Raw genomic sequence first — 23,076 nt, 5'->3', positions numbered from 1 at the left:
TGTGAAAACATGCTGATGTTTTTATCCACTTATGGGCAGATTCTCTTTCTATCGTTGTAAAGTAACTCCCATCAGCCCGATAACTACGTCATTGGCAAGAGTTTCAAGGGTAAGCGATTCAAGCGTTTTTTCCGGATCGAGCGACATATCCAGCAGGACTCCTGCTCCGCCTTCTATCTCACGACCGTACACGCCCGTTATACCTAACTCTTTTCCCAGGTCACGACTTACTTTTCCGGTTTTCAAATGTAGGCGATACGGACGAGGTTCAGGCACTGTAAATGCTTTTCCATCTACATAAAAATCCTGTTCTATCGGACACCAGTTATCCGGATTAGTCAGAGTCAGTTCGGTATACGTACCGTCGGTATAACGCACTTTCAGCACCCCATTTGCAATGTGACACTGCATATGATTGGTACTTCCGGCAAGCAACAAATACGCATGCGACGCTTTTCCTGCAAGCGGAATACAAATACTGTCTGGATAATTGTCCCACAAAGAAGTAAATGCAATATTATTTCCTTCTTTCATCAGGCGGAACGGAACACCCAGCGAAGTATTAAACCGGTTGTCACGAACCAGATTCCGCAATCCACTGTCGTCAATCGAAGCGCTCAGCAACGGATGACACCACTCCCCTATGCCCTGCACAGGAAGCTGCAAGGTAGTATACGGAGAACGCGGAGAGAAATATTGTTCACGGAAAATAGAAGTAACCGAATCGTTCAAGTATTTATCCATATCAATCATGCGGCAAGCAGATGTATTCACCTCCGAGAAATCCTCTCTCGCTGCAACATAAGGAGACTGGATAAAGACATTTACCGGTTGCCACCAGTCCATATCTCCTTGTCGGGTACGGACAAAGAAAGTATGATGTCCTTCTACCCCCTTATTTATGTTTGTGCTGTAACTGTTTCCTTCAATCGTTGTAGATGCTGAAACACCCTGCGGATCGTAAATTTCACACAGTTGGATTCCCTGAGGCGCGCGAAGTGAAATCTGTCCACCGGCATCAACGTTCAGTTCTCCGGCAACAAGTGTCTGCAAAGGCTTTCCTTTCCAACGAATAGTTATTTCAGCATTTTCCGTTTCGGAAGCTACCACGAGTAATTCCGGACTGCCACTTGCTGCATCAACCAAACTCCAGTCCGCTTTCTTTCCGTTCACTTCAATCGAAGCCACTTTCTCGTGAACAGCCTTTATCCGAAGTCCGATTTCTAATGGTTTACCGAAACGCTGGGTAATTTGATAAGTATCTGTATCTTTTTCTCTTGAAAAATGATAGGTCACATCCGGCGTTGCAAGCGATGCTTTCTTCCAGTCGGACGGGAATCCCGGACGGATACCCAGCCTGTCGTTCATCAAATCGGGCAAAATACCATACACTCCCTGAATCATAACACGTGAAGCAACTCCTACAGGATCGCCAAAATCACGGTAACATTCCCCACGGGCAGCATCGTAAAAACTAATCTGCCCGAAGTTTCCGGGACTGTCGCCCAGATACATGCCATCGAGAACAGAGCTTTTCAATAGTTTATATCCCTCATCAGAACGACCTGCCTGAAAATAAGCAAGAGCCGTATGCATCACTTCGGCAAAGGCTACATTGTTGATACTCCACGAATAAGGCAGCCAGTTGGTGGTAGAGATTGTAGCATAACCTTCATCCTTCAGTCCCTTTCCTTCAACCGGAATATGAGGAATCTGCGTATCGACATACCGTGTTGCCTGATAAGCCTGAAACGGATTAGCCGTTTCGCTGTCCAACGCATGATAAATAGTCCAGACTCCCGCACTCTCATGCAAACGCTTGTGCCCCATGAAATCCTGATACTCCGCCCAATGACCTTTATCAGACAACCATAAACGCTTATTCATTGCAGCCAGAATACGGTCAGCCTCTTTCTGATACGGTTCCGGATTCTCCCCTATCTTACGGGCTATTTCCGCAGCCATCTTATTGGCACGATAGTTATAGGCAGACGAGTGCGTCACTGCCCCGCTGTTATAATACAAGGCATCGCTCGCCCAGATACAGGCATACGCATCATACAAGCCGTCATTGTCGGGGTCATAATTCAGTTTCTCCCAGGCAAGATGACGAGTTATGACCGGCCACATCTGGCGGGCATAATCCAAATCACCTGTCCAGTTGAAATGCCACAACAGTTCATCGATATAACATAAGTTCATGTCATAGTGATGCATCTGATTGTTTCGACGTGGATTACGACAAATATATCCGTTACTATACTGAGGAGTTCCCCATTTTTTGACAGAACGTGCCAGATGCAAAGCAGAATCCTGTGTCGGATGCGGAATCGTATTGGGTACATCGGTCACCTGACTGGCAGCATAAGCATCGAAATGCTTACGGGCACGGTCGTGCCATCCCAAAGCATCTCCCGTATAAGCAGCACGCCATCCGCTTAGCGGCATGCGCCATCCTACCGCTCCATGAAGCCAGACCTGCCCGTCCCAAATACCATCGGCAGCAACAGCCAGTGCTCCGCCCAGCGTATTGAAATAAGGATCGGGAGTAGTAAAACGGATACGCGAAGCCAGTGCCTTTCGAGCATCCTCAGCTTTCTGATACAAACGTCTTCCCTCATCAAGCGGAACAAGCTTCAAATCCAGATTTTCCAAAACCAGATAAGCCTCATCTGTCAACGGTAAATCGTACTCTCTCTGCTTTTGAGGCTTTTCGGGGGCTTCGAAACATCCAGGAGGATCGGCTCCCATATCACCGTTACGACTCAGTTTCTTCGCCCGGATTTCAGAGATAAAACAACGCAAAACCATATCCTCCGCCAAATCTTTCGCTGAGAATTTCCAGACAGCTCCGTCAGCATCCGGAAAAGCCAATACGGACACAGAGAGCGTTCCTTTTCCTAAAGCCGCATCTTTCAGTAGATACGTACGTCGGCCGGCAGTATATCTGGCTTCACAAAATTCAATTGAATCGAGAGCGACTGACAGTCCCCTGCCTTGCAGAAGGAAACGAATATGCTTGCTGTTACGCTTATCGTATGCAGCAAAAACCGGACGGTCGCTTGTTTCAAGACGAAAAGGCGACCAGCTTCCGTACAACGCTCTGGTAAACCGGTTCTTCCCGTTTATACACACAAAATCGTCCCCCTCGGGATAATACTGAAGCGTACGCTCAGCCCCTCGTTTATGCTCATTGTAAGAAGTCGACTCGATAAAGTCGCCGATCTTTTTAGCCTGTTTGGTTTGTGCCGGTAAGGAAACAGTTCCCAGTGCCAACAGCCACACAAACGAAAACAAGTTTCTTTTATTCATTTTTCAAATAGCTTTATTCATTCTAAAAAAATACAGATTAACCAGAAGTCATATACTCTTGAATACTTCCAGTTAATCCGTATTCTCTAAACATATTCAATTTATCATGGAAGTGGCTTCAGACCTTCCCAACGCACATTCCATTTACCATCTTTCGGAAATCCCGGATTTACACCTTCAGAACCATCCCAACCGGCACACATCATCGCTACCGCAGTAAGCAATCCACCATTGCCTGGCAAATATACACGCAGACGTCCGTCCTGATAGTTATGTCCGTTTACCAAATAAGTATTGGTACGCTTATCCATGAGCAAAGCCCCTACAGCCTTCTCAGGTTCACCCAGACGAGCAGCATCCATGGCAGTCATCGGATAGTCCCATCCCCATGTCTTGTTCCAGTTCCAGTTATCCCATACCCAGTTCAGCGTATTCTTCATATATTCAGGATTGACCAGCTTATTCATCGGCAAAATACCTACTGCTCCAAGCACAGCCATATGATCGGATGTAAAACGGATATCCTTATATGTATCGACAGCTGTTTCGGCGGCCAGATACAACTTATCTTCATTGTAAGCAAGAGGAGAAAGCTTTTCTATCAGTGTATCCCATTCAGGCACACGCTCCATACCGGCACGTTCGCGCCAGGTCTGTGCAGTCTGCATACCGAACAACCAGTATGACAATTCAAACGGAGGATTTACCGTATCGGCAGCACGCAATGTTTCTTGTGCAGGAATAGCTCCTTTCAGAATATAGCGGTCGTGTTCCTTATCGTAAACAGCAAACGAATACATGAACTCGGCTGTCTTCTGAATCAGATCATTGTATTTCTTAATCAGTTCATCCGATGGATTGGCACGATACAGAAGCTCTGCCAGATAAATCAAATGTGGCTGCTGCCAGATAAGGAAGCTTCCGACATTGGAAGGTGCTTCCATTCCGCTAGGATCTGTCATCTTCATCCAACGTATTCCTTCGAATCCTTGACGTTGTGCTATTTCACGGGCAACCGGCTCAGCCTGATGATACCATGCCAATGTACGGTCGAGCAGTTCAGGATGTCCCCATAAAGCGAATTGTGCCTGATGCCACCAAATCATTTCCATATGGAACTTGCCAAACCAAGAATTATAAGTAAGCCCTGTTTCTTGTGGAGGAGTAGAACCTGCACACTGAATTGCAAGCAGGTATTGACTCAAAACAACACGACGCTCCAGTTCTTTTGCTCTAGGATCGGTACAGAGAGAGAAATCAGCTACCCCACCTTTATTCCAGAAGTTATTCCAATATTCGGACGAAGCCTTCTCCGCTTCAGCAAATGTAACAGCAGGAGTCTTGGATTCCTCCGGAGTAAACTGACAAGTAAAGGCCAGAACAGTATCAGCAGGTGTCAATACAAAATAGTTTTTACTCTTCTCTGCCAATGTAGCTTTTCCTTCCCAACGGATAGTTACATAGTAAGTTGTAGCATCAAGTTCACGCTTCAGTACTGCCGACTGCTCGTCTTGACTGACAAGAGTAGTAGTATGTTTATCGTTTGCATTCCAGTTACACGCATCATCACAATGTCCACCTGTAGGATAAGGGAAATGGAATTTTATTCCAGGGTGTAACTGAGATGAAACACGGGCAGCAATCATATCATATTCCGGATGACAAACAGTCTGCACATAGTACGGAACGTCCGAAATACTGAAACTACTGCTCACCTCTCCATTCCACATATCCAGTTTATGCTGGATATTCTGCAACTGAGAAGCCGTAACACCCTCTTCCAGTTCCAATCCCACAATTCCCAAATGCAAACGATGAGGATTAACACGAAGCCAATTGGATGCCTCACGTTGACGTCCTTCTTCTTTAAATTGACAAGAATATATCTCCTTATGTCCACGGCCAAAATCGTATTCTCTCCAGGCATCCTCCGGCTTATATCCATCAGGGTTAGCAAAACTATGCCAGCCCCACTGACTCTGTGTTCCTAAAGGTACACCATTTTTATATACGTCGGGAAATGTTTGTAGTCCGGTAATATCCGTTGTAAAAGCAAACTCTCCATTACCAACAGACAAAGATGCCAGTGAATCTACTGCCGTCACAGAGGGATTATTGCGAGTAACCAGCGCAGGACGGTCGATAGGTTCTTGTTTTTCAGCGCTGCACGCCGCTAAAGTCAGGGCAGCAAGTGAATAAATCAGTTTTTTCATGTATTCTTAATTTTATTTCTTTAAATTAATGTAGAACCTTGAATAATAGCATATTTATGTACATTGCGAATATAAAACATCTAAACAAAATCCTACATAGAATAATGTACATTCTACTAGAAAAATATACAAATGCACGAATATCATACTCATTTAAATAAAAAATCCATTCAGATTAGTTAGTATTTCACCAAGCCATTAATATACAGTTCAATATTAGTGTAATATTTGCAAATCGTAAAAGATGAAGCATCACCAGCATCCTGCGGATTTAATTTATGCTCTTTTTCCCACTTATCAGGCATACCGTCGCCATCACTATCCTGTAGAGGAGTACCTTTTCTCAATTCAGGCCAGCCTCCTGCTTGAGCGGGTGTGTCAATAAAGCCATTCTTTCCATATAATGAAATACCTCGTTTTATCTGACTCACTATTTCGCTGTCATAATTGTCACGTACCAGGCTGCAACCAGCTTGTTCCAATACTCTACGATATGCTTCCTGAGGTGTATCCTCCTGAATAGTCTCGTATGCAAAAGGAAGACTAACCAGACAAGCAAGCGAATCTTTGCCAAAAACACCTTTTCTGTTGTCTTGAGAAACTGCTACATTCTCTTCTAATATATTACCACTTATATAATATTTTCCTGTACCGTCTTCAGCTACATCCAACAGTTTATAAGGACATTGAGTACCAGGCCCTGGTTTATAATAGTTGGCTACCATATTAATTTCACCATAACGTCCGCCTCCATAAGCCGCCTTAAATCCCCAGTTAAAGACAACATTATTACGGAAATCTACCATTTTCGTGCTATCAACCGATGAAAATCTCGGATTACGACTAGAATGATTTGCCAATAAATTGTGATGAAATGTCGCTTTATAGCCACCCCATATACCTCCAAAGCCATGACATCCTTTGGTATGAACAGAACATGTAAGACTCTGGTTAATCATGCACCACTGTACCGTCAGGTTCTTAGTCTTATAAATCGACAAACATTCATCAATCGACCAACTAGAGGTCAGATGATCCAGAATAACATGATGCTGTCCGTAACGTCCTCCACCTATACCGTCAGCGTCAGTTTTATATTTATCACCTACCCTGACACGAATATAGCGTATGATTACTTCGCTTGCATTCACAATTAAAGGATTATCTTTTAGACAAATCCCATCTCCCGGTGCGGTCTGACCGGCAATCGTAATACTATCATGATTGATACGTAGAGGAGTTTTCAATTCAATCGTACCATCTACATCGAAAACAACAATTCTAGCCCCGCTCTGCTCTACGGCTTCCCGAAAACCTCCCTTACCGGAATCGTTCAGATTAGTGACTTTTATCACTTTTCCACCTCTTCCTCCTACCGTATATTTTCCATAACCTTCTGCTTCGGGGAAAGCCAGGTGCTGTGCTTGAACATAGCTAAACATCCCCAACAGAATGTATAGAAACCCAATTCTTTTAAAAAACATATCTATAAACATATAGCTAATCAGAAACAATATTAAAAAAGGCAAGATTAGGGATATATCTCCAATCCTGCCTTTTCATTTCTTATTTTACAAGATTAATAACATGGATGCTGCTGACCTGCCAATCCAGGATTCACATCAATAATACTTGTTGTACTGAAGGGTAATATTTCAACCATATTTTTCTGTAATCCATAGAACATTCTGGTTATAAATGTATTATCTTCATACTCACTAGAATCAACATACAAACCACCTTTGCTCTTAATAGTATGGCAGCCAAACATATTCAAGATAGTATAAGTAACTGGAGTCAACTTAGTTCCAGCTGGAGCTGAATTTTCAGAGAAATAAACATTACCTGCTTCATCTTCGTAAAATTCTTTTTCCAAGAAACCTCCATTTACATTATCATTCAAAATATTCAGTTTAGCTATTTCATCAGCAGTTAGTCCCATAGTTACAAAATCACTTTCTTTAATTGAAATATATGGCAATGCAATAGTCGGGTCCTGATAAACTGCCGTACCACCTTTGTAAGCACGATATACATCTACATTAGCATATTTACCTTCTCTATTTGCCAACTGATACAATTTTTCTTTTTCGGCAGTAAGATGTTCATATAAGATACCCCAACGTGTCAAATCTGTTTTACGAAGAGACTCATGAGAAAGTTCCAATTTGCGTTCCTGAATTATTGCATTTTTAAATCCTTCATAATCAGATGGTATTGTTCCTATCTTACTTTCATCATATTTAAAAGCACGCATACGTACCTGCTTAAACGCATCAATAGCATCCGATGTAGGACCATTATTTAACTCGTTTAAAGCTTCCGCATACATCAACAACACATCAGAATAACGCAACAGCGGGAAGTTTATATCACGACGACTGTCGGAAGTACCTCTGCTCTTACACCAGTTAATGCGGTATTTACCAACTCCTGATCCTATATATGTATTCATCTGATATGTACCGTCTGTGTACAAACCATAATTACAGATTGAAACATCGCGACGCTGGTCACCTTCATCAAATTCAAAATAGAATGTAGGCATTGTTATCATTTGTGCACCGCCTTTACCAAACGTACCTCCAGAACCATTCGTCGGAATACCATTTACATAACCAGTACGAACATCCGAAGAATTTGCTCCATACCATCCATATTCCAACATGGTTTCTTCATTGTACTGTTTCGTACACAAATCACGAAAGACCTCATCATAATTATCCAAAAGTCCATTTTCTTTTTGAGTAATAACAGCTTTACATGCATCTGCTGCTATTTGATACAATTCATGGATACGAGCTTTATCTTCACGTTGTGCAATGCGAACTGTAGAAGCATTATACGGAACAGTACTCAAATCCCAGCGCAAAGAATATCCAGCAGCATACAAAGCAACACGAGCTAAAATACCATAAGCAGAATTCTTTGTAAAACGTTCAGGAGTTGAAACCATTCCTTCACTTTGCCAAGGTAGTAAATCGATAGCTTGTTGCAAATCTCTGACACAATGATCGTAAATTGTATCACGGCTTACACGAGAAGAAGAGAAAGTAGTCAAATCGGATGTTGGAATATCAGTATACGGAACATCACCATAAAAACGTACAATATTCCAATATGCATATGCACGAATAGCCAAAGCTTCTCCCAATAAAGAATTTAATTTTTTCTGCTCACTCTCAGCAACTTTCATCGAAGGAATATTCTTTATGCAGACATTCACATATTCAATAGCCTTATACATGTTTGTATAGGTAGAACTCAACATAGAAGAAGTCGAAGTATAGTCATAATTAGAAACATTGTATTTGGAGTTTGTTTCCGAAGAACTAGCCTCATCTGTACCTTCCAACAACTGATATCCCAGTTCCTGAGTATGAATATTAGGATATGCACCAACAACGGCCATTTCTGCACGACCAACTGTTTCGAAAACAGAAGAACTATCAGCCTTTGATTCTGAAGGCATATCCAACCAGTCTTGACACGAAGCGCATGTAAATAATAGTGCCGATACGCCTACAATATTTATTATCTTTTTCATATTTATAAAATGCTATTAGAATGTTAAATTTACGCCAACAACCCAGCTCTTAGAACGTGGATAAGAAGAATTATCAATACCCGGAGTCAATGCACCACCTTCAGCAGAAACTTCAGGATCATAACCGCTATATCCTGTAATTGTAGCAATATTATTCAGTGTGCAATAAACTCTTGCATTATTTAATTTCAAATTCTGAATCCAAGCTTTAGGGAATGTATAACCTAAAGTAATCGTACTAAAACGTAAGTAAGAACCATCCTCAATATAATAACTGCTATGATCACTGATAGCTGTTTTATTATTCTGAGAAATATTCCACATAATGTCATCACCGTATTGTCCAGGATTCAATTCAGCCAAACGCACCAAATCAGTAGCTTCTTTACCGGTAGCCGGATCAATCAATGTGAAACGATTATTCATTATCGCCAAAGAGTTCTGATTTGACAGATAAGGACCGATAAAGCGCTGAGTACTCATATTGAAGACATCATTACCAAATGAGAAATTCATAAATACAGATAAATCAAAACCTTTGTATCTGAATGTATTATTCATACCACCAGTAAACTTAGGTGCAGCGCTACCTATCACAGTACGGTCGTTTGTAGACCATACAGGATTTCCATTTTCATCTACTTCACCTGTTTGTGGAACATACTTAGCATCACCAGGTTTTACTTGTGAACGATCAAATCCTTTCAATGATGGAACGCCGTCTTTTAACATATAGGTTCCATCTGGCTGTTGAACAAAATCATCTGTTGTATAAATTCCATCATATACTAATCCATAGAACTGTCCCAATGGTTTACCAACTTCTATCTTGTATCCCATGCGACTTTCATAATCTTGGATAAAGTAATTAGTTTCTTTATTACCGTAAAGTTCAAGTACTTTAGAACGGTTGAAAGCGATATTAAAATCAGTATTCCAAGTAAAATCTTTCGTACGAATATTAGTTGTATTCAATACCAATTCTACACCACGGTTACGGATAGCACCAATATTCTGATACTGGTCACTATATCCTGTTGAAGTTGGAATCTTATTCTTAATCAAAAGATTTGAAGACTCATTATTATAGAAATCAACTGACAGATTTACGCGGCTTCCCAATACCGATATATCCAAACCAACATTTGTAGTTGTTGTTTTTTCCCATTTCAAGTTAGAATTACCAAGTGTAGATCCCGGTACATAAGTAATGTAATCACTTCCATTAATACCATAATGTCCAGATCCATAGCTTGTAGCATACATGTTATTATCGACATTATTATTACCAGCTGTACCATAACCAACACGAAGCTTCAAGTTATCCAGAAAATCAACATCTTCTAAGAAAGCTTCTTCAGAAATACGCCATGCAGCAGATGCAGAAGGGAAAATTCCCCACTGATTTCCTTTTGCGAATTTGGAAGAGCCATCAGCACGTAATGTTCCAGTAAACAAATAACGTTCCTTAAAGTTATAAGAAAGACGACCAAATACAGATACCAAACCTTCACGACTCTTACCAGACTTCCATGTATAAGGTTCACCCATGCTCACATCATTCAGTCCAAAATTACCATCTGTAAATTTACGGTACTCATTATCCAAATTCATTGATTCTGTATACCAAGTTTCCTGACCTAACAATATATTAAAATCATGAGCATGGTCATCTAAGTCGAAGGCATAGTTTAATGTATTAGTTACCTGCCATGAATATTTTTCATCATTATTACGATAGCCGTAACCATAAGGACTCTGATTAGCATCAGCCTGACGAGTAGAACCATTATCCCAATAATCTTCCCGCACCTGCTGCCACATATAGCTGGCTGCAGTACGCCAAGTCAAATTCTTTATGATATCAATTTCGATACCAGCATTTACAGTAGCAAAACGAGTGTATTTTTCCTGATCAATTGCTTCATTATCCAGCAAAGGGTTATTAATATCATAATTATCTGCTCCTGGCATATCAGAATATGCTTCTGACAAATCTTGGCTAAGCATCTGTTCGTTAGTAAACTGTACACCACCTGTAACCGGCTGCAAAATAGTTTGCTTCAGTTTACCACCCAAACTACCTCCACCTTCAACTTTAGTCATCTGAAGGCTAGAAGAAAAATCAAAACGAACTCCCTTCCATAATTCATGATTCACTTTAGCACGAATACTATTTTTCTGATAACCATGCTTTGCCATAATACCATTTTCATCTGTATAATTATAGCTAATCATGTATTTTGTTTTTTCAGTACCACCAGTGATATTAACATTATGATTTTGTGTAATACCAGTAGAGCCAAAAACTTCATCCTGCCAGTCAATGCCTTCACGACTTCCATAATTATCATGAATACGACTATATGCTCCAGTATAAAAATCAGCATCATTAATATTGCCGCCAAACAAATTAGCAAAGCTGCTCTGATTGCTTCTCAATAACTGGAATTCATACTGATATTTCACATAATCCTCAACTCCCAGCAGATCTAATTTTTTGCCAAGATGATCAAAGCTTACGAAACCATTGTAAGAAACCTCAGTCTTGCCAGATTTACCAGATTTAGTAGTAATCAAAATAACACCGTTAGAACCGCGTGCTCCATAAATAGCCGTTGCAGAAGCATCTTTCATAACATCAATGCTTTCGATATCATTAATATCGACATTCTGCAAACCATTTTCCATCTGGAAACCATCAACAATATATAAAGGTTGTGTTCCTTGAGTTATAGATGTTCCACCACGAACTGTAATATTAATTTCAGAACCTGGAGCTCCACTCTGCTGAACAATATTCACACCCGCAGCTTTACCAGCTAAAGCTTGCGCAGCCGTACTAACAGGTGACATCTTCAAATCATTCGCACCAACTGAAACAGAAGAGCCGGTCAAATCTTTACGTTTAACTTTAGCATAACCAATTGCAACAACTTCTTCCAACATTTGACTGCTTTCTTTCAATGTCACATTAATCTGTGTACGTCCCTTTATTGCTACAGTTTGTGTCTCGTAACCAATATAAGAGAAAGTCAGTTCTTTCGCCGATGCCGGAACAGACAGTGTGTAATTTCCATCCATATCCGTAATAGTACCAACAGAAGATTGTCCTTTTATTGTTACAGAAGCTCCGATGACTACATCATTCACATCCCTTACTGTACCAGTAATTGTTTTGTTCTGAGCAAGAACATTCAAAGGAAAACTTATTAACAAAATAATTAATAAGTAGAGATTTTTTTGTACGCTTCTCATAGTTGATTAGTAATACATAAATTAATTATTAATTGATTTTTTTTACATTACAAAGCTATGAAATCCACATAATTTATGCATATAAAATTGTACGTTTACCTATAAAACTGTACATGTAACTAATATTCAATATAATATCTACATAACAACATGAAACCAAGTATAAAAACGAATTTATCCTATTTCACATAATACATTTGGACTTAAGAAATAGGTCCTTAATCTATTCACATGTAAAAATTAGTAAACAAACAAGATAAAAATCAACAAACTATAGATCTTTCAAAAATCGAGTAGGAGGAAAACGAAGTAGTTTTCTTCCTACTTTCGTTTTCCGACCTCTCACACCACCGTACGTGCCGTTCGGCATACGGCGGTTCTTTACTATGGATGCCTTTCGTATTCTTCGAAAGACACTTCCACGACATCTTCTTCAACCATCCATTTGTAGGTCTGCGCTCCTTTATACCCTTCGGATTCCGTCCTATCTCTTTAAAGGTAGCCCAATACTTCTGTTTTGGTTTTATGCATTCGTTCCAACAAACGGTAGTTTTCAGTTATGCCGTTTAAATAAAGTTTGGTCCTTCCCTATAGGCATACATGCCTTGGGTACTACGACCTCTGCTGACTTCTCACGGCAAGCTTTACTCCATCATGGTACTTCGAATCATTCATCCTCACCATATGTCCGTGAGACATCCTCGGATAAGGGTATTAACTTTCAATCTTATGTCTGCTCCATTTACACTAACCGTCCCGAATAGCTATAGGGCTTTAGTTTGTTTCGCAACCTTACCCACGGTCATATGCCTTATATGAAGTTTCTGTTCGTCAGACCAGATGTTTGCCGCCAGCTTCTTTCAGATTCCAACTCGCGATGGACACCCTTGCTTTTGGCTGTATGATTCCCGCTATTAGGGCTCATTGGGGACTTGCACCCGTTAGCTAATACTCATGCCGAGCATACGAAAAAGCCTGAAAATGCCTCACGGCATCTTCAGGCTCGAAAACAAGATTTAATATTATCTCTATTTTACCAACAATTCTATCTTTACATCTTCTTTATGAATATTCTTGCAATAATAAAATTCAGCATCGTTCTTTGCACTGATACGTATATGTTTCAATGTAATACCATCTATAGGCATCTCGGGTATTCCATTAAAATACATAGCCCGGCGTGCATTTGAACAGGTCAGATGTTCAATATGGATATTCCGGAAACAGGGAGTTGTTTCATCTACCGGCATTGGAGCAACTTTTACAGGAACTACTTCACCGCTTTCCAGAACTTCAACAGCCGATTTGCCTCCATAATAAAGATTAAAGGTTACTGGTTCGGTCGGAATATCAATCATCGAAATATTACGGATCCATATATTCTCTACAACTCCACCGCGACCTCGCTTGCTCTTGAAACGAAGTCCAACGTCTGTGCCTAAAAACTGACAGTTGTTGACAGAGATGTTACGTACACCTCCACTCATCTCGCTTCCTACTACAAAACCTCCATGTCCTTTGTATACCGTACATCCGTCCACTATTACATTCTCACAAGCACGAGCACGACGACGTCCGTCTTCATCTTTTCCGCTCTTCAGACAAATACCGTCATCACCCACATCAAACGAAGAATTTACGATTAAAGCATTTTTACATGATTCCAAATCAAGTCCATCGCCATTCTGAGCGTAGCTCGGATTACGTACTTCTACATTCTCAATCAAAACATTCTCGCACATAAGCGGATGAAGATTCCATGCCGGGGAATTCTGAAAAACTACTCCCTCCAGCCATACATTTTTACATTCTATGAAGCTAACCATCACTGGACGAAGGAAATGGCGTACACTTTGCCACTCTTCTTCTGTCTTCAGATTCTGAGGTACATTCATGTTACTGATAGTATCTCCTTTCAATGTTTCAGGATAAGGGAACCAGTAATCGGGACGCTTATATACTCCTCCCCGGGAAGTAGCCGCTTTCCATTGCCCCTCTGTTACTTTCTGTTTCTTTAAAGGACGCCAGTAATGACCGTTCCCATCAATCGCTCCTTGACCTGTTATGGCTACATTCACCAGATTACGACCCGATATCGGCGACTGGCAGCGTCGGGTATCCAAACCTTCGAATACCGTTTCTACCAACGGATATAAATCGACATCTGGAGAAAACAAAACAATAGCTCCTTTTTCTATATGCAAATTGATGTTGCTTTTCAAAACAATCGGACCAGTAAACCATACACCAGCCGGAACTGTTAATTTTCCACCTCCTTTTTTATCCAAAGCATCAATAGCCTTGGCAAATGCTTCAGTACAAAGATGCATACCGTCGCCAACAGCCCCAAAATCTTTCAGGTTAACCTCATTATCCGGAAAAACCGGAGCCTTAACACGAGGCATCTCAAACGGTAAATCTTTATAAAGATACTCATATTTATATGGCTCCTCTGCCAACAACACATTCACAGCCAGCCACATACAAGATAAAAATACAAATACTTTTTTCATTTTTCACTCATTCTTTTAATATCCTAATTGCAAACATCCCATGATATAAGGACCGGTTGCCTTTGCGTCGTTATCACGCATTTTTTCTCCTATATAATATTCAAAACTTCCGTCACGGTAAGGATTACCTCCCAAACCTCCTACCTGACAGCAGCGAGTCAAGGTTAAAGTACCATCCGCATTTTCACGCATCAATTTGTCATTCAATCCTTTAAAAGCCTTTTCTGCAACCGCCCGATACTTCTTGTCAATGTATCCCTTATTTACCGCCTTGGCATATGCATACATACACTGGCTCGTTACAGAAGCTTCTGGAAAATTGCCTTCCCGTTTGGGCTGATCAATAACCTGATACCACAAGCCATTCTTGTCCTGATACTTTGGAAGCGTTTCAGCAAGTCCCTGAATCCAACCGATCATATCTGCCCGCCCCGGATGATTCTCAGGAATATAATCGAGAGCATCCACAAGAGCCATAAACCACCAGCCAATGCTGCGTCCCCAGAAATTAGGCGAATGTCCCGTTTCCGGATTAGCCCAACGTTGAGATTTACTTTCATCCCAGGCATGATAATACAATCCGGTCCGAGCGTCATACGTATACTCATGACAAAGTCTGAACTGTTTCACCGCCTCATCTATTAAATCCGGACGATTGAACTCCGCACCGTATTGAGCCAGAAAAGGAGAGGCCATATACAAACCATCCAGCCACATCTGATGCTGATAGACAAGTTTATGCCAAAATCCACCTTTTAAAGTACGAGGGTGATGTTCGAGTTGCTTAACCAACACGTCCATCGCTTTCTTATACTTAACATCATGTGTTTCACGATAAAGATCGAATAATACTTTTCCCGGATTGATAAAATCGAGATTATAAGTAGCCATATCATACTTATATATTTCTCCTTTATCGTTGATTATCGTATCCCCCCACTCTTCTACATAATCGAAGTAGCGTTTATCACCAGTAGCTTTCCACATGTCAAGCATCGCACAGCATCCTACCCCCTGAGCATACCCGAAGAAAAGACGTTTACCATGATCCAGCTGCCATGCCTGAGGGAAACGGCGCATCTCTGAATCGGCAAACTTCCGCGAAGCCTTTTCAGGAGCAAAGCAATCTGTACGGAAAGGAACTGCAGGTATACCTGCTCCGTTACAAAGATTTACCCGGAAGAAAGTTCCCCAACCATATCTCACTGCAACGGGACGCATTACTTTGTCTGAAGTAAGCTCCAGCTTATTTCCTTTTATAACAGCCTGTGCCGGATAAAAACGCTCATCTTCTCCGGATATGAAAAAGCCTTTTACATCACCTCCATCAAGGGTTTTCAAGCCACCTTCCGTATAATCAAAGCTCAATATCACTCTGCTCCCATCAATCTTCATCTTTTTATACACAGGTCCCGAATAGGCCACTTTTTTCCCATACTGCTTTGCCAATGCCCATGCAGCCAGCCGCTCGCCTGCCACACGTTTGTTACGCGGATGAATATCCGTAGAATCGGCAGCATCTACCACAACCGCCATTCCAACATTTTTCAGTCCGCTCTCACGCCAGGTCTTCAACTGTGCTTCGCGAATCTCGGCCGGCTGTCTGTAATGAGGAGCTATCTGCATAAAATAGAAAGGCATGTCTGATTGCCCCCACCGTTCACGCCAGGAATTTATCATATTGGTGAAAACCTGCTGATACTTTTCAGCGCGAATAGAATTAGATTCTCCCTGATACCAGATGTTTCCTCTTACCGTATATCCGGCAATAGGAGCTATCATTCCGTTCCAAAGCGTAGAAGGTACTTTACAATAGTCTTTATTACGTTTCACATTTTTCAAAGCAAACTGCTGAAGGACATCACTATATAAAGTATCATCTTTCATTACTTCCATAGAAGTCCACGATTCAGCATGTGTACCTCCCCATGTAGACTGAATCAACCCGACAGGAACTCCCAGTTCGTTATGCAGTTTCTTTCCAAATACAAACCCTACAGCCGAAAAGTCACGTATATTTTCGGGAGAACAGACAACCCATTTACCAGTACAGTCATCCTGTTCTTTTTCGTGGGCCAGCTGATGCTCTACATGAAACAAACGTATTTCGGGATAATCTGCATCTTTCATTACTTCCGCTTCACCCAGCATACCGGTTTTCCACTTCACCTTCGGGTCATGGGCTACGGGAAACTCCATGTTAGACTGTCCTGTACAAAGCCAGACTTCACCGATCAATACATTACGTATAGTAATGACATTTTCTCCTTTAACTGTCAGGGAGTGATTGTCTGACGCTTTGGGTGTAGATATATATACCCTCCAGCGTCCGTCTTTTCCAGCCGTAGTGCTAATGCTTTTTTCATTCCAGGAAGGTGCAACCGAAATGTTTTCACCTGGAGTAGCCTTACCCCATATACAGACTTTGGTCTGTGCCTGCAGAACCATATTGTCGGAAATAATGGAAGGAAGTGTCACTTTAGCCTCAACCGAAGATATACCCAGTAACATCCCCATACATAGACAATAGAATTTTTTCTTCATCGTGTTTTTAATAGTTGTTCATTATTCAAATAGTACAGACGCAAATATACAGGCTGAATGTATATCTTTCCATATAAAATAGTACGTTTACATGGAAACAGGTTCACAGACATAAAAAAACATCCTGACTTCTATATAAAATTATTATAGAAGTCAGGATGTTTTTTTATTTTATAATTCTCACACAACGTACAGGATAAGCATTTGCCCTTCTATCCGCACTTTTTTCAACTCCACTTTTCATTATTTTTATAAAAGGAGCCTTTGCATTTTTATTTCCATCTGGAGAACTAAACAGGCAACAACCATATTCATTACAAGCAGTTAATCCTCCTCCTCTAGCACTACGTACTCCTGTTACAGGATACCACATTGTTTGCCCATTATAAATTAATAAATAGCCCAGATTTGCAACATCCCAACTTCCATTATCATCAAATATAAGTTTCTCACTGTCAGCAGTCATCCAAGTGTCACGGGGAGCAACCATATACCCTTCTGGACAAGGATCATAAATAGATTTCTTTAAAAGAGAAGCATCAGGAAATTCATACCCATAAGGATTTCCCCAGAGAGCATCATCTGCATATTGCATCCAATCGTATGCATACTGATAGGGCAACTGAGAAGTATTACTTTTTGAATTTCCATCAACAATGTAAGTCATCGGATTTTTTATAGCATATTCTATTGTTCCTTTACTATTATCCGACTTTTGAGAACTCTCTTTTACAACCCCATCCTGATTATATAACACTGATTTCGTATTCATTCCAAATTCAGAAGTACTTACAAATGGATCTTTACGCCCCCATTGATACAATAGTCCAATAGATCTAGTATCTCCTGGTATAGTACATACAGCACCCAAATTACGATCTAAAACTATATAATTATTTCCTTTTATATTAGTACCTAAATTATGTTCATTTATTTCTGTTACCCATATATGGAAAGACCAAAGAACATTCGCTTCTTCTGCATCTGGATTTATATTATCATAAATAGCAACTACAGCATTTCCACATTCTCCATTTAAATCAACAAGAAATGATTTTCTATCATCGGCTAATGTTACCTTTGTAACAAAATTTGTTGAAACATCATTCCATAATAATTTAGCAGACAAAGGCAACTTATCATTATCAGCCAGAATATTTTCATAAGAATAATTTATATCTGTTGTATAATATGGTGTACAATCTACTGTAACAGTTCTCGTACCTGGAGCTACAATAATGGAATTAGATTTTCCATAATAATTAGAGGTGGCTAACCAGTTTATTGCTCCAACAGATATAGAAAGTATCTTTCCCTTTTCTATCGATTTACCTTTTACATTTACAATCGCAGTTCCTTCTCCTTTAACTGAATGAAAAACAATTTCAAGATCTTCACTAAAAGTTATAGATGGAAGTACAAAATATAAATCTTTACCTTCAGTCAAATCTATATTACCTTTTAAAGTTACTGAATGGAAACCTTCCCCTTTCTGTACAATTTCATTAGTTGAAGGATTCACAACTAAATCATTAACCAACACATCTTCTTTACTTTTTATTGTAACAGAGGTTACCGAAGTAAAGCCTTCATCAGCTGCCGGTACGGTCACTTTTAAACTACCACAAACAGGATTCATTACTAAATTGTCAAAACCTTCATTATTAGTAATAGCATAAAGAGGAAATGAAGCAGGATTAACCCCTTTCTCTTCAAACTCTTGCTGTTCAGGTATATTAAATTCAATATTTTTTTCTGAGAATTTAGCATCATACGGATGGTAAACAATATAATCAGCAGTTGCAGGTATTTCATATAAACTAATTTGCCCATTCGCTAACATAGTACAAGTTTGTTCATTTACTCCTATTAAATCCCCAGCCTTAAAATCAATCTGTAATTCTTTTTCAACAGCTTGATTAAAAGAAAAAGCAACCGGTTGCTTATGAATTATTTCCTCAACTATAGTCTTATCTTCTGTGCAACTGCAAAAAGCAGCCATTATAAACGCACAATATTTTATATATGTTTTCATTTCTGTATAAATTTATTTTATCTGAGCATCTAGTGTAAAAATATAATTTTCAATATTGGTATAGCCATTATTTGCAATCATAGAAGCATCTGTAGGGTCATTTTTATCCAATCCATATTGTTCCTCAAAAGAATCAGGCATGCCATCACCATCAGTATCTGGAGCTTTTTCACCTTCCATAATTTTTCCTGGTCCTCCCAATGGGTATTGCTTTTTATCTCTCTCATCTTGAATTATTGTGCCTTTTATACCCAATGAAGTTAATTCATCAATCAAATAGGCATCAACTTCATCACGCACAGGAAGACAAGCTCCTACATACTTTACAATCCATTTATAGGCTTCTTCCGCAGAAGTCTGTCCTAATATGGAATTATGTTTTATGGATGGAGTAGATAAAAAAGTCGGCATTCCAGAATATTTACCTGTTTCCTCATCAAAAGTTTCTTTTTCACAAAACTCCGGATAATTATTTTCAGTCAATTCTATACCATTTAAAACACCATCCTTATTATAATCATAATAATTACCTTTAAAATATGCCCTATAATCTCTATTTGCCCCTATAAAAGGAGGGGTCGGAGTCACAGGAATATTTTTTAATTCTATTTCTTGAGTCTCTTCATTTCTTACATTCATCCAATTATTGCACAATCCTACAATAAAATAATTATCTTCTATGGTTGTTTCAGACTCTCCTTCTGAATCTCCTCCCATATTATAGGCAGCTCCATTCCCCCAATTATATACAACATTATTTACAAATTGATTTAATCCTTTTACTTTAGGATTACGGGTCTTATTATCAATATAAAGATTACGATAAAGTGTTATGCCATGATCTACATCTGTTTGAATAAGCCCTCCACAAGAATGATTTTGTAACCCCTGTCCTATAATTGAATTTTGAATGGTAATATTATCTGCCTTACCACCAGCATTTATCGAAAAATTTTCATCTCGTCCCCATGTAACAGACAAATGATCAAAAATCATATCAGTTCCATCAGCCAATCCTGCAGCATCCTTTCCCTTCGGTCCATTCATTCCCATACGTATACGAAGATATCTACAAATAAGGTTTTTTGCACCTGAAAAAGATACACGATCCCCATAAAGAACAATACCATCTCCTGGAGCTGTTTGAGCTGCAATCGTCAAATTATGCTGATTAATAACCAAAGCTGATTCTAATCTTACAATACCCGAAACATCAAAAATAATAATACGATTAGGCTTACTTACAGCATCCCTCAGTGAGCCTTCTCCAGAATCATTTAAATTAGTAACATGATACACTTCACCTCCACGTCCTCCTGTTGTCTTACGTCCATACCCTTCAGCACCAGGAAATGCTAAGACTTCACCATAATCAGGAAAAACTCCCTCTGTGTCTTTCACATAAACATCTTCTTTTATTACCACTTCATCACTACATCCCATATTACATGTAGCAAAACCCAATAAAAAAACTATTGTTTTTGTTGGCAATCCAAATAAATCAATTTTCATAGTACTTAATAATTTGATAAATTCAACGAAAACCAAATTAAGCTAAACAAGTTTTTTTTCTAATGGAATACAATACACTTAATATGCAATATCATTCAAATGGATAATATTTAATAAATGGCGTACAAAAGGTCCACAATTCACCATAACAGACACATAGATTATAGCTTATCACAAAAACCAACGAATAAAAAAACATCCTGATGTTTCTAAAAAAATTGAGCAATTTTTTTCAAAAACATCAGGACGTTTTATATAAAAATTCACGTTCTTTTTTTAAAACTGAAACAGAGCTACCAGCACTATACGATGATTGAGTATAGAATGAGAGTTTATTGCTTTTGCTTTCGCATCAAATTCATCGCCATACCAGGCATTACAGAGTGAATACTCCGCCCCGAATTTCCAGTGGGGAATATTATAAGTAAGTTCAGCTGTACCGGTAAACAACTGGTCGAGCGTTGTTCCTGTTCCTAATGCACCATAAGGAACTTCTTTGGTTGCACCCAGATTTTTCAGATAACCAAAGAACAAAGCCGGACGCCATTTCTTTCCATAAGCCACATTCACCCATGTAGAAGACGTACGCAACGGGGAGTACTGCTGTTTTCCCGTCACCTCATCGATACTGGTTATTCCATATCCTCCCACAGTACTTGTCTGAGTCAGATTAGTTCCCAGTACAGTTTTGGCGGATACCAGCCAGTTCTCCTTTGTATACTTCACATGAGCCTCTCCGGAGATACCTGTTACACGTTCATTTACGAAATAAACCGCGTCTTCAGTTTCCGATTGGGTACGAGGAGTAATAGAACTTACATGCAATCCAGCTCCGGCTATCAGTCCCGGACGTTTATAATCTACCCCCAAATAAAATTCAGGAACACAGCTCTTTTTCATGAATTCCTGGCTTTTCTGGGTAGAGGTTTCTCCCGGTTTATTGGTTTTAGGACCAACTGACAAGTACTGCGACTGCCAGATAGCAGCAGCAGTAAGCATAAAATTATTAGAAGTAAAACGATAGCGAATCTGAGGAGCACGGCTAAACGGTTGGTAAGGTGCACCCATATTCAAATTCAATATTTCAGGAGCAACATCACCATACAACGGATGCCAGGTCTGTCCTACCAGCAGCGCTGATTTGCCCCAATCCAGATTAAAGTAGACATGACGAATACGGAACAACGAATAAGTAGTACCCGAACCACGGAAATCAACTTCTACCTTAGCCGAGGTCTTGGCTTTACCTAACATCGGGCCTGTAACATCTACCCCCAGACGAGTATATAACGTATAAAAATTACCATTACCAACTCCATTCAGATCGTGTCCGTTCGGATCCAGATTTTCATCCAGCGGGTACATATAAAACAATCCGTCTACAGTTTCCGAATTAGACCGGGTGTTATAGAACAAATCTGTACGTACCTGACCATAAAACTTATAATCAAACCCTTTTTTCTGTGCAAATACACTCCCCGAAACTCCAACGAGCAAGGCGAGTGACATGAATACTTTTTTCATCACTATTTAGATATATAATCAGAAATAAAAACCAAATCCTATCTTAAAACCAAGCTTACTGTATTCCGAACAGTTCGAAAAACTCAAGTCATAATATACAGCCGGCTCTACGGTAATCGTTCCATTCAGGAAAAATGCATACCCCAGCTCTGGAGTCAGACAGACAAGATCTTTACGATTTACACTATTCGACAAATGTTTATAAGCCAGGCCTAATCCACCATACAGGCCACAGTTAGACAAGTAATATCTTGCTCCGGCTCCCACACTTGTTTCATCCATACCGTGTTCTACATACTCTCCCTTGAAATTAACCAGCACCATCAGGTTGTCGACAACAAAAGCTCCGCTACCAACCTGAAAACCAAAGTTAGTTCCTTCGTATTTGCTATGCGAGAGATCCAGTCCGGTAAGAGAAGTATTCAGATACCATTTTCCTTCTTCGAACTGAGCATGTGCATTGATACAACTTATCAGTAAAATAAATACAAATAATAATTTCTTCACCATAAATATATTTTAAGAATTGATTGTCGCAAAAGTAACAAAAAAACGCCATGAAAAAATATTTTGCCACGGCTTTTTAGCAATTCACCAGCTCTGTCAGAAAAGCCTTGC

Annotated in this window: 11 protein-coding genes and 1 pseudogene; 1 reads left to right on the top strand and 11 read right to left on the bottom strand. The window is 39.8% G+C overall.

The annotated features are described in order from the left end of the window. Positions 1-48: 48 nt before the first annotated feature. The 5 genes from ACDG22_RS08425 to ACDG22_RS08405 form a co-directional block, all read right to left on the bottom strand. Positions 49-3,312, bottom strand: a complete 3,264-nt coding sequence (locus ACDG22_RS08425) for a DUF4450 domain-containing protein (protein ID WP_270230957.1) — start codon at positions 3,310-3,312, stop codon at positions 49-51. A gap of 104 nt (positions 3,313-3,416) precedes the next feature. Further along, positions 3,417-5,525, bottom strand: a complete 2,109-nt coding sequence (locus ACDG22_RS08420; RefSeq protein ID WP_007564857.1) for a hypothetical protein — start codon at positions 5,523-5,525, stop codon at positions 3,417-3,419. A 179-nt stretch (positions 5,526-5,704) separates the two neighbouring features. Continuing rightward, positions 5,705-6,967, bottom strand: coding sequence for a pectate lyase (locus ACDG22_RS08415; RefSeq protein WP_235776931.1), 1,263 nt, complete (start codon positions 6,965-6,967; stop codon positions 5,705-5,707). A gap of 137 nt (positions 6,968-7,104) precedes the next feature. After that, positions 7,105-9,072 (bottom strand): RagB/SusD family nutrient uptake outer membrane protein, encoded by a 1,968-nt coding sequence (locus ACDG22_RS08410; RefSeq protein ID WP_007564862.1) that lies wholly within the window; start codon positions 9,070-9,072, stop codon positions 7,105-7,107. 15 nt (positions 9,073-9,087) lie between these two features. Continuing rightward, positions 9,088-12,330 carry a SusC/RagA family TonB-linked outer membrane protein gene (locus tag ACDG22_RS08405; RefSeq protein WP_270669153.1) on the bottom strand — a complete coding sequence of 1,081 codons (3,243 nt, stop codon included), beginning with the start codon at positions 12,328-12,330 and terminating at the stop codon, positions 9,088-9,090. 287 nt (positions 12,331-12,617) lie between these two features. Here ACDG22_RS08405 and ACDG22_RS08400 point away from each other — a divergent pair. Beyond that, positions 12,618-13,094 (top strand): annotated as a pseudogene (locus tag ACDG22_RS08400) (hypothetical protein); the annotation flags it as partial. A gap of 264 nt (positions 13,095-13,358) precedes the next feature. On the opposite strand, the gene ACDG22_RS08395 reads toward ACDG22_RS08400, so the two are convergent. From ACDG22_RS08395 to ACDG22_RS08370, 6 genes are all read right to left on the bottom strand, one after another. Further along, positions 13,359-14,813: a glycoside hydrolase family 28 protein gene (locus tag ACDG22_RS08395; protein WP_085960410.1), complete on the bottom strand. Its 1,455-nt coding sequence runs from the start codon at positions 14,811-14,813 to the stop codon at positions 13,359-13,361. A gap of 45 nt (positions 14,814-14,858) precedes the next feature. Further along, entirely contained in the window at positions 14,859-17,387 is a 2,529-nt protein-coding gene (locus ACDG22_RS08390; RefSeq protein ID WP_270669209.1) for a glycoside hydrolase family 88 protein, read from the bottom strand. 166 nt (positions 17,388-17,553) lie between these two features. Beyond that, entirely contained in the window at positions 17,554-19,422 is a 1,869-nt protein-coding gene (locus ACDG22_RS08385) for a hypothetical protein (protein WP_007564870.1), read from the bottom strand. Between the two features lie 12 nt (positions 19,423-19,434). Then, positions 19,435-20,934 (bottom strand): pectate lyase, encoded by a 1,500-nt coding sequence (locus ACDG22_RS08380; protein WP_270212623.1) that lies wholly within the window; start codon positions 20,932-20,934, stop codon positions 19,435-19,437. A gap of 276 nt (positions 20,935-21,210) precedes the next feature. Continuing rightward, positions 21,211-22,458 (bottom strand): DcaP family trimeric outer membrane transporter, encoded by a 1,248-nt coding sequence (locus ACDG22_RS08375; protein WP_007564873.1) that lies wholly within the window; start codon positions 22,456-22,458, stop codon positions 21,211-21,213. Positions 22,459-22,476: 18 nt separating this feature from the next. After that, positions 22,477-22,968: a hypothetical protein gene (locus ACDG22_RS08370; protein ID WP_007564875.1), complete on the bottom strand. Its 492-nt coding sequence runs from the start codon at positions 22,966-22,968 to the stop codon at positions 22,477-22,479. Between the last annotated feature and the right edge of the window lie 108 nt (positions 22,969-23,076).

Source organism: Phocaeicola coprocola (genome assembly GCF_041333015.1).
In the GTDB taxonomy this organism is placed as follows: domain Bacteria; phylum Bacteroidota; class Bacteroidia; order Bacteroidales; family Bacteroidaceae; genus Phocaeicola; species Phocaeicola coprocola.
This window is presented reverse-complemented; position numbering and strand designations above follow the sequence as displayed.

What these genes read in the sequence shown, in the direction of transcription:
- ACDG22_RS08420 (WP_007564857.1), bottom strand. Translation starts at nt 5,525, where the DNA reads ATGAAAAAACTGATTTATTCACTTGCTGCCCTGACTTTAGCGGCGTGC.
- ACDG22_RS08395 (WP_085960410.1), bottom strand. Translation starts at nt 14,813, where the DNA reads ATGTGGCTGGCTGTGAATGTGTTGTTGGCAGAGGAGCCATATAAATAT.
- ACDG22_RS08390 (WP_270669209.1), bottom strand. Translation starts at nt 17,387, where the DNA reads ATGAAGAAAAAATTCTATTGTCTATGTATGGGGATGTTACTGGGTATA.
- ACDG22_RS08380 (WP_270212623.1), bottom strand. Translation starts at nt 20,934, where the DNA reads ATGAAAATTGATTTATTTGGATTGCCAACAAAAACAATAGTTTTTTTA.
- ACDG22_RS08405 (WP_270669153.1), bottom strand. Translation starts at nt 12,330, where the DNA reads ATGAGAAGCGTACAAAAAAATCTCTACTTATTAATTATTTTGTTAATA.
- ACDG22_RS08415 (WP_235776931.1), bottom strand. Translation starts at nt 6,967, where the DNA reads ATGTTTAGCTATGTTCAAGCACAGCACCTGGCTTTCCCCGAAGCAGAA.
- ACDG22_RS08410 (WP_007564862.1), bottom strand. Translation starts at nt 9,072, where the DNA reads ATGAAAAAGATAATAAATATTGTAGGCGTATCGGCACTATTATTTACA.
- ACDG22_RS08370 (WP_007564875.1), bottom strand. Translation starts at nt 22,968, where the DNA reads ATGGTGAAGAAATTATTATTTGTATTTATTTTACTGATAAGTTGTATC.
- ACDG22_RS08425 (WP_270230957.1), bottom strand. Translation starts at nt 3,312, where the DNA reads ATGAATAAAAGAAACTTGTTTTCGTTTGTGTGGCTGTTGGCACTGGGA.
- ACDG22_RS08385 (WP_007564870.1), bottom strand. Translation starts at nt 19,422, where the DNA reads ATGAAAACATATATAAAATATTGTGCGTTTATAATGGCTGCTTTTTGC.
- ACDG22_RS08375 (WP_007564873.1), bottom strand. Translation starts at nt 22,458, where the DNA reads ATGAAAAAAGTATTCATGTCACTCGCCTTGCTCGTTGGAGTTTCGGGG.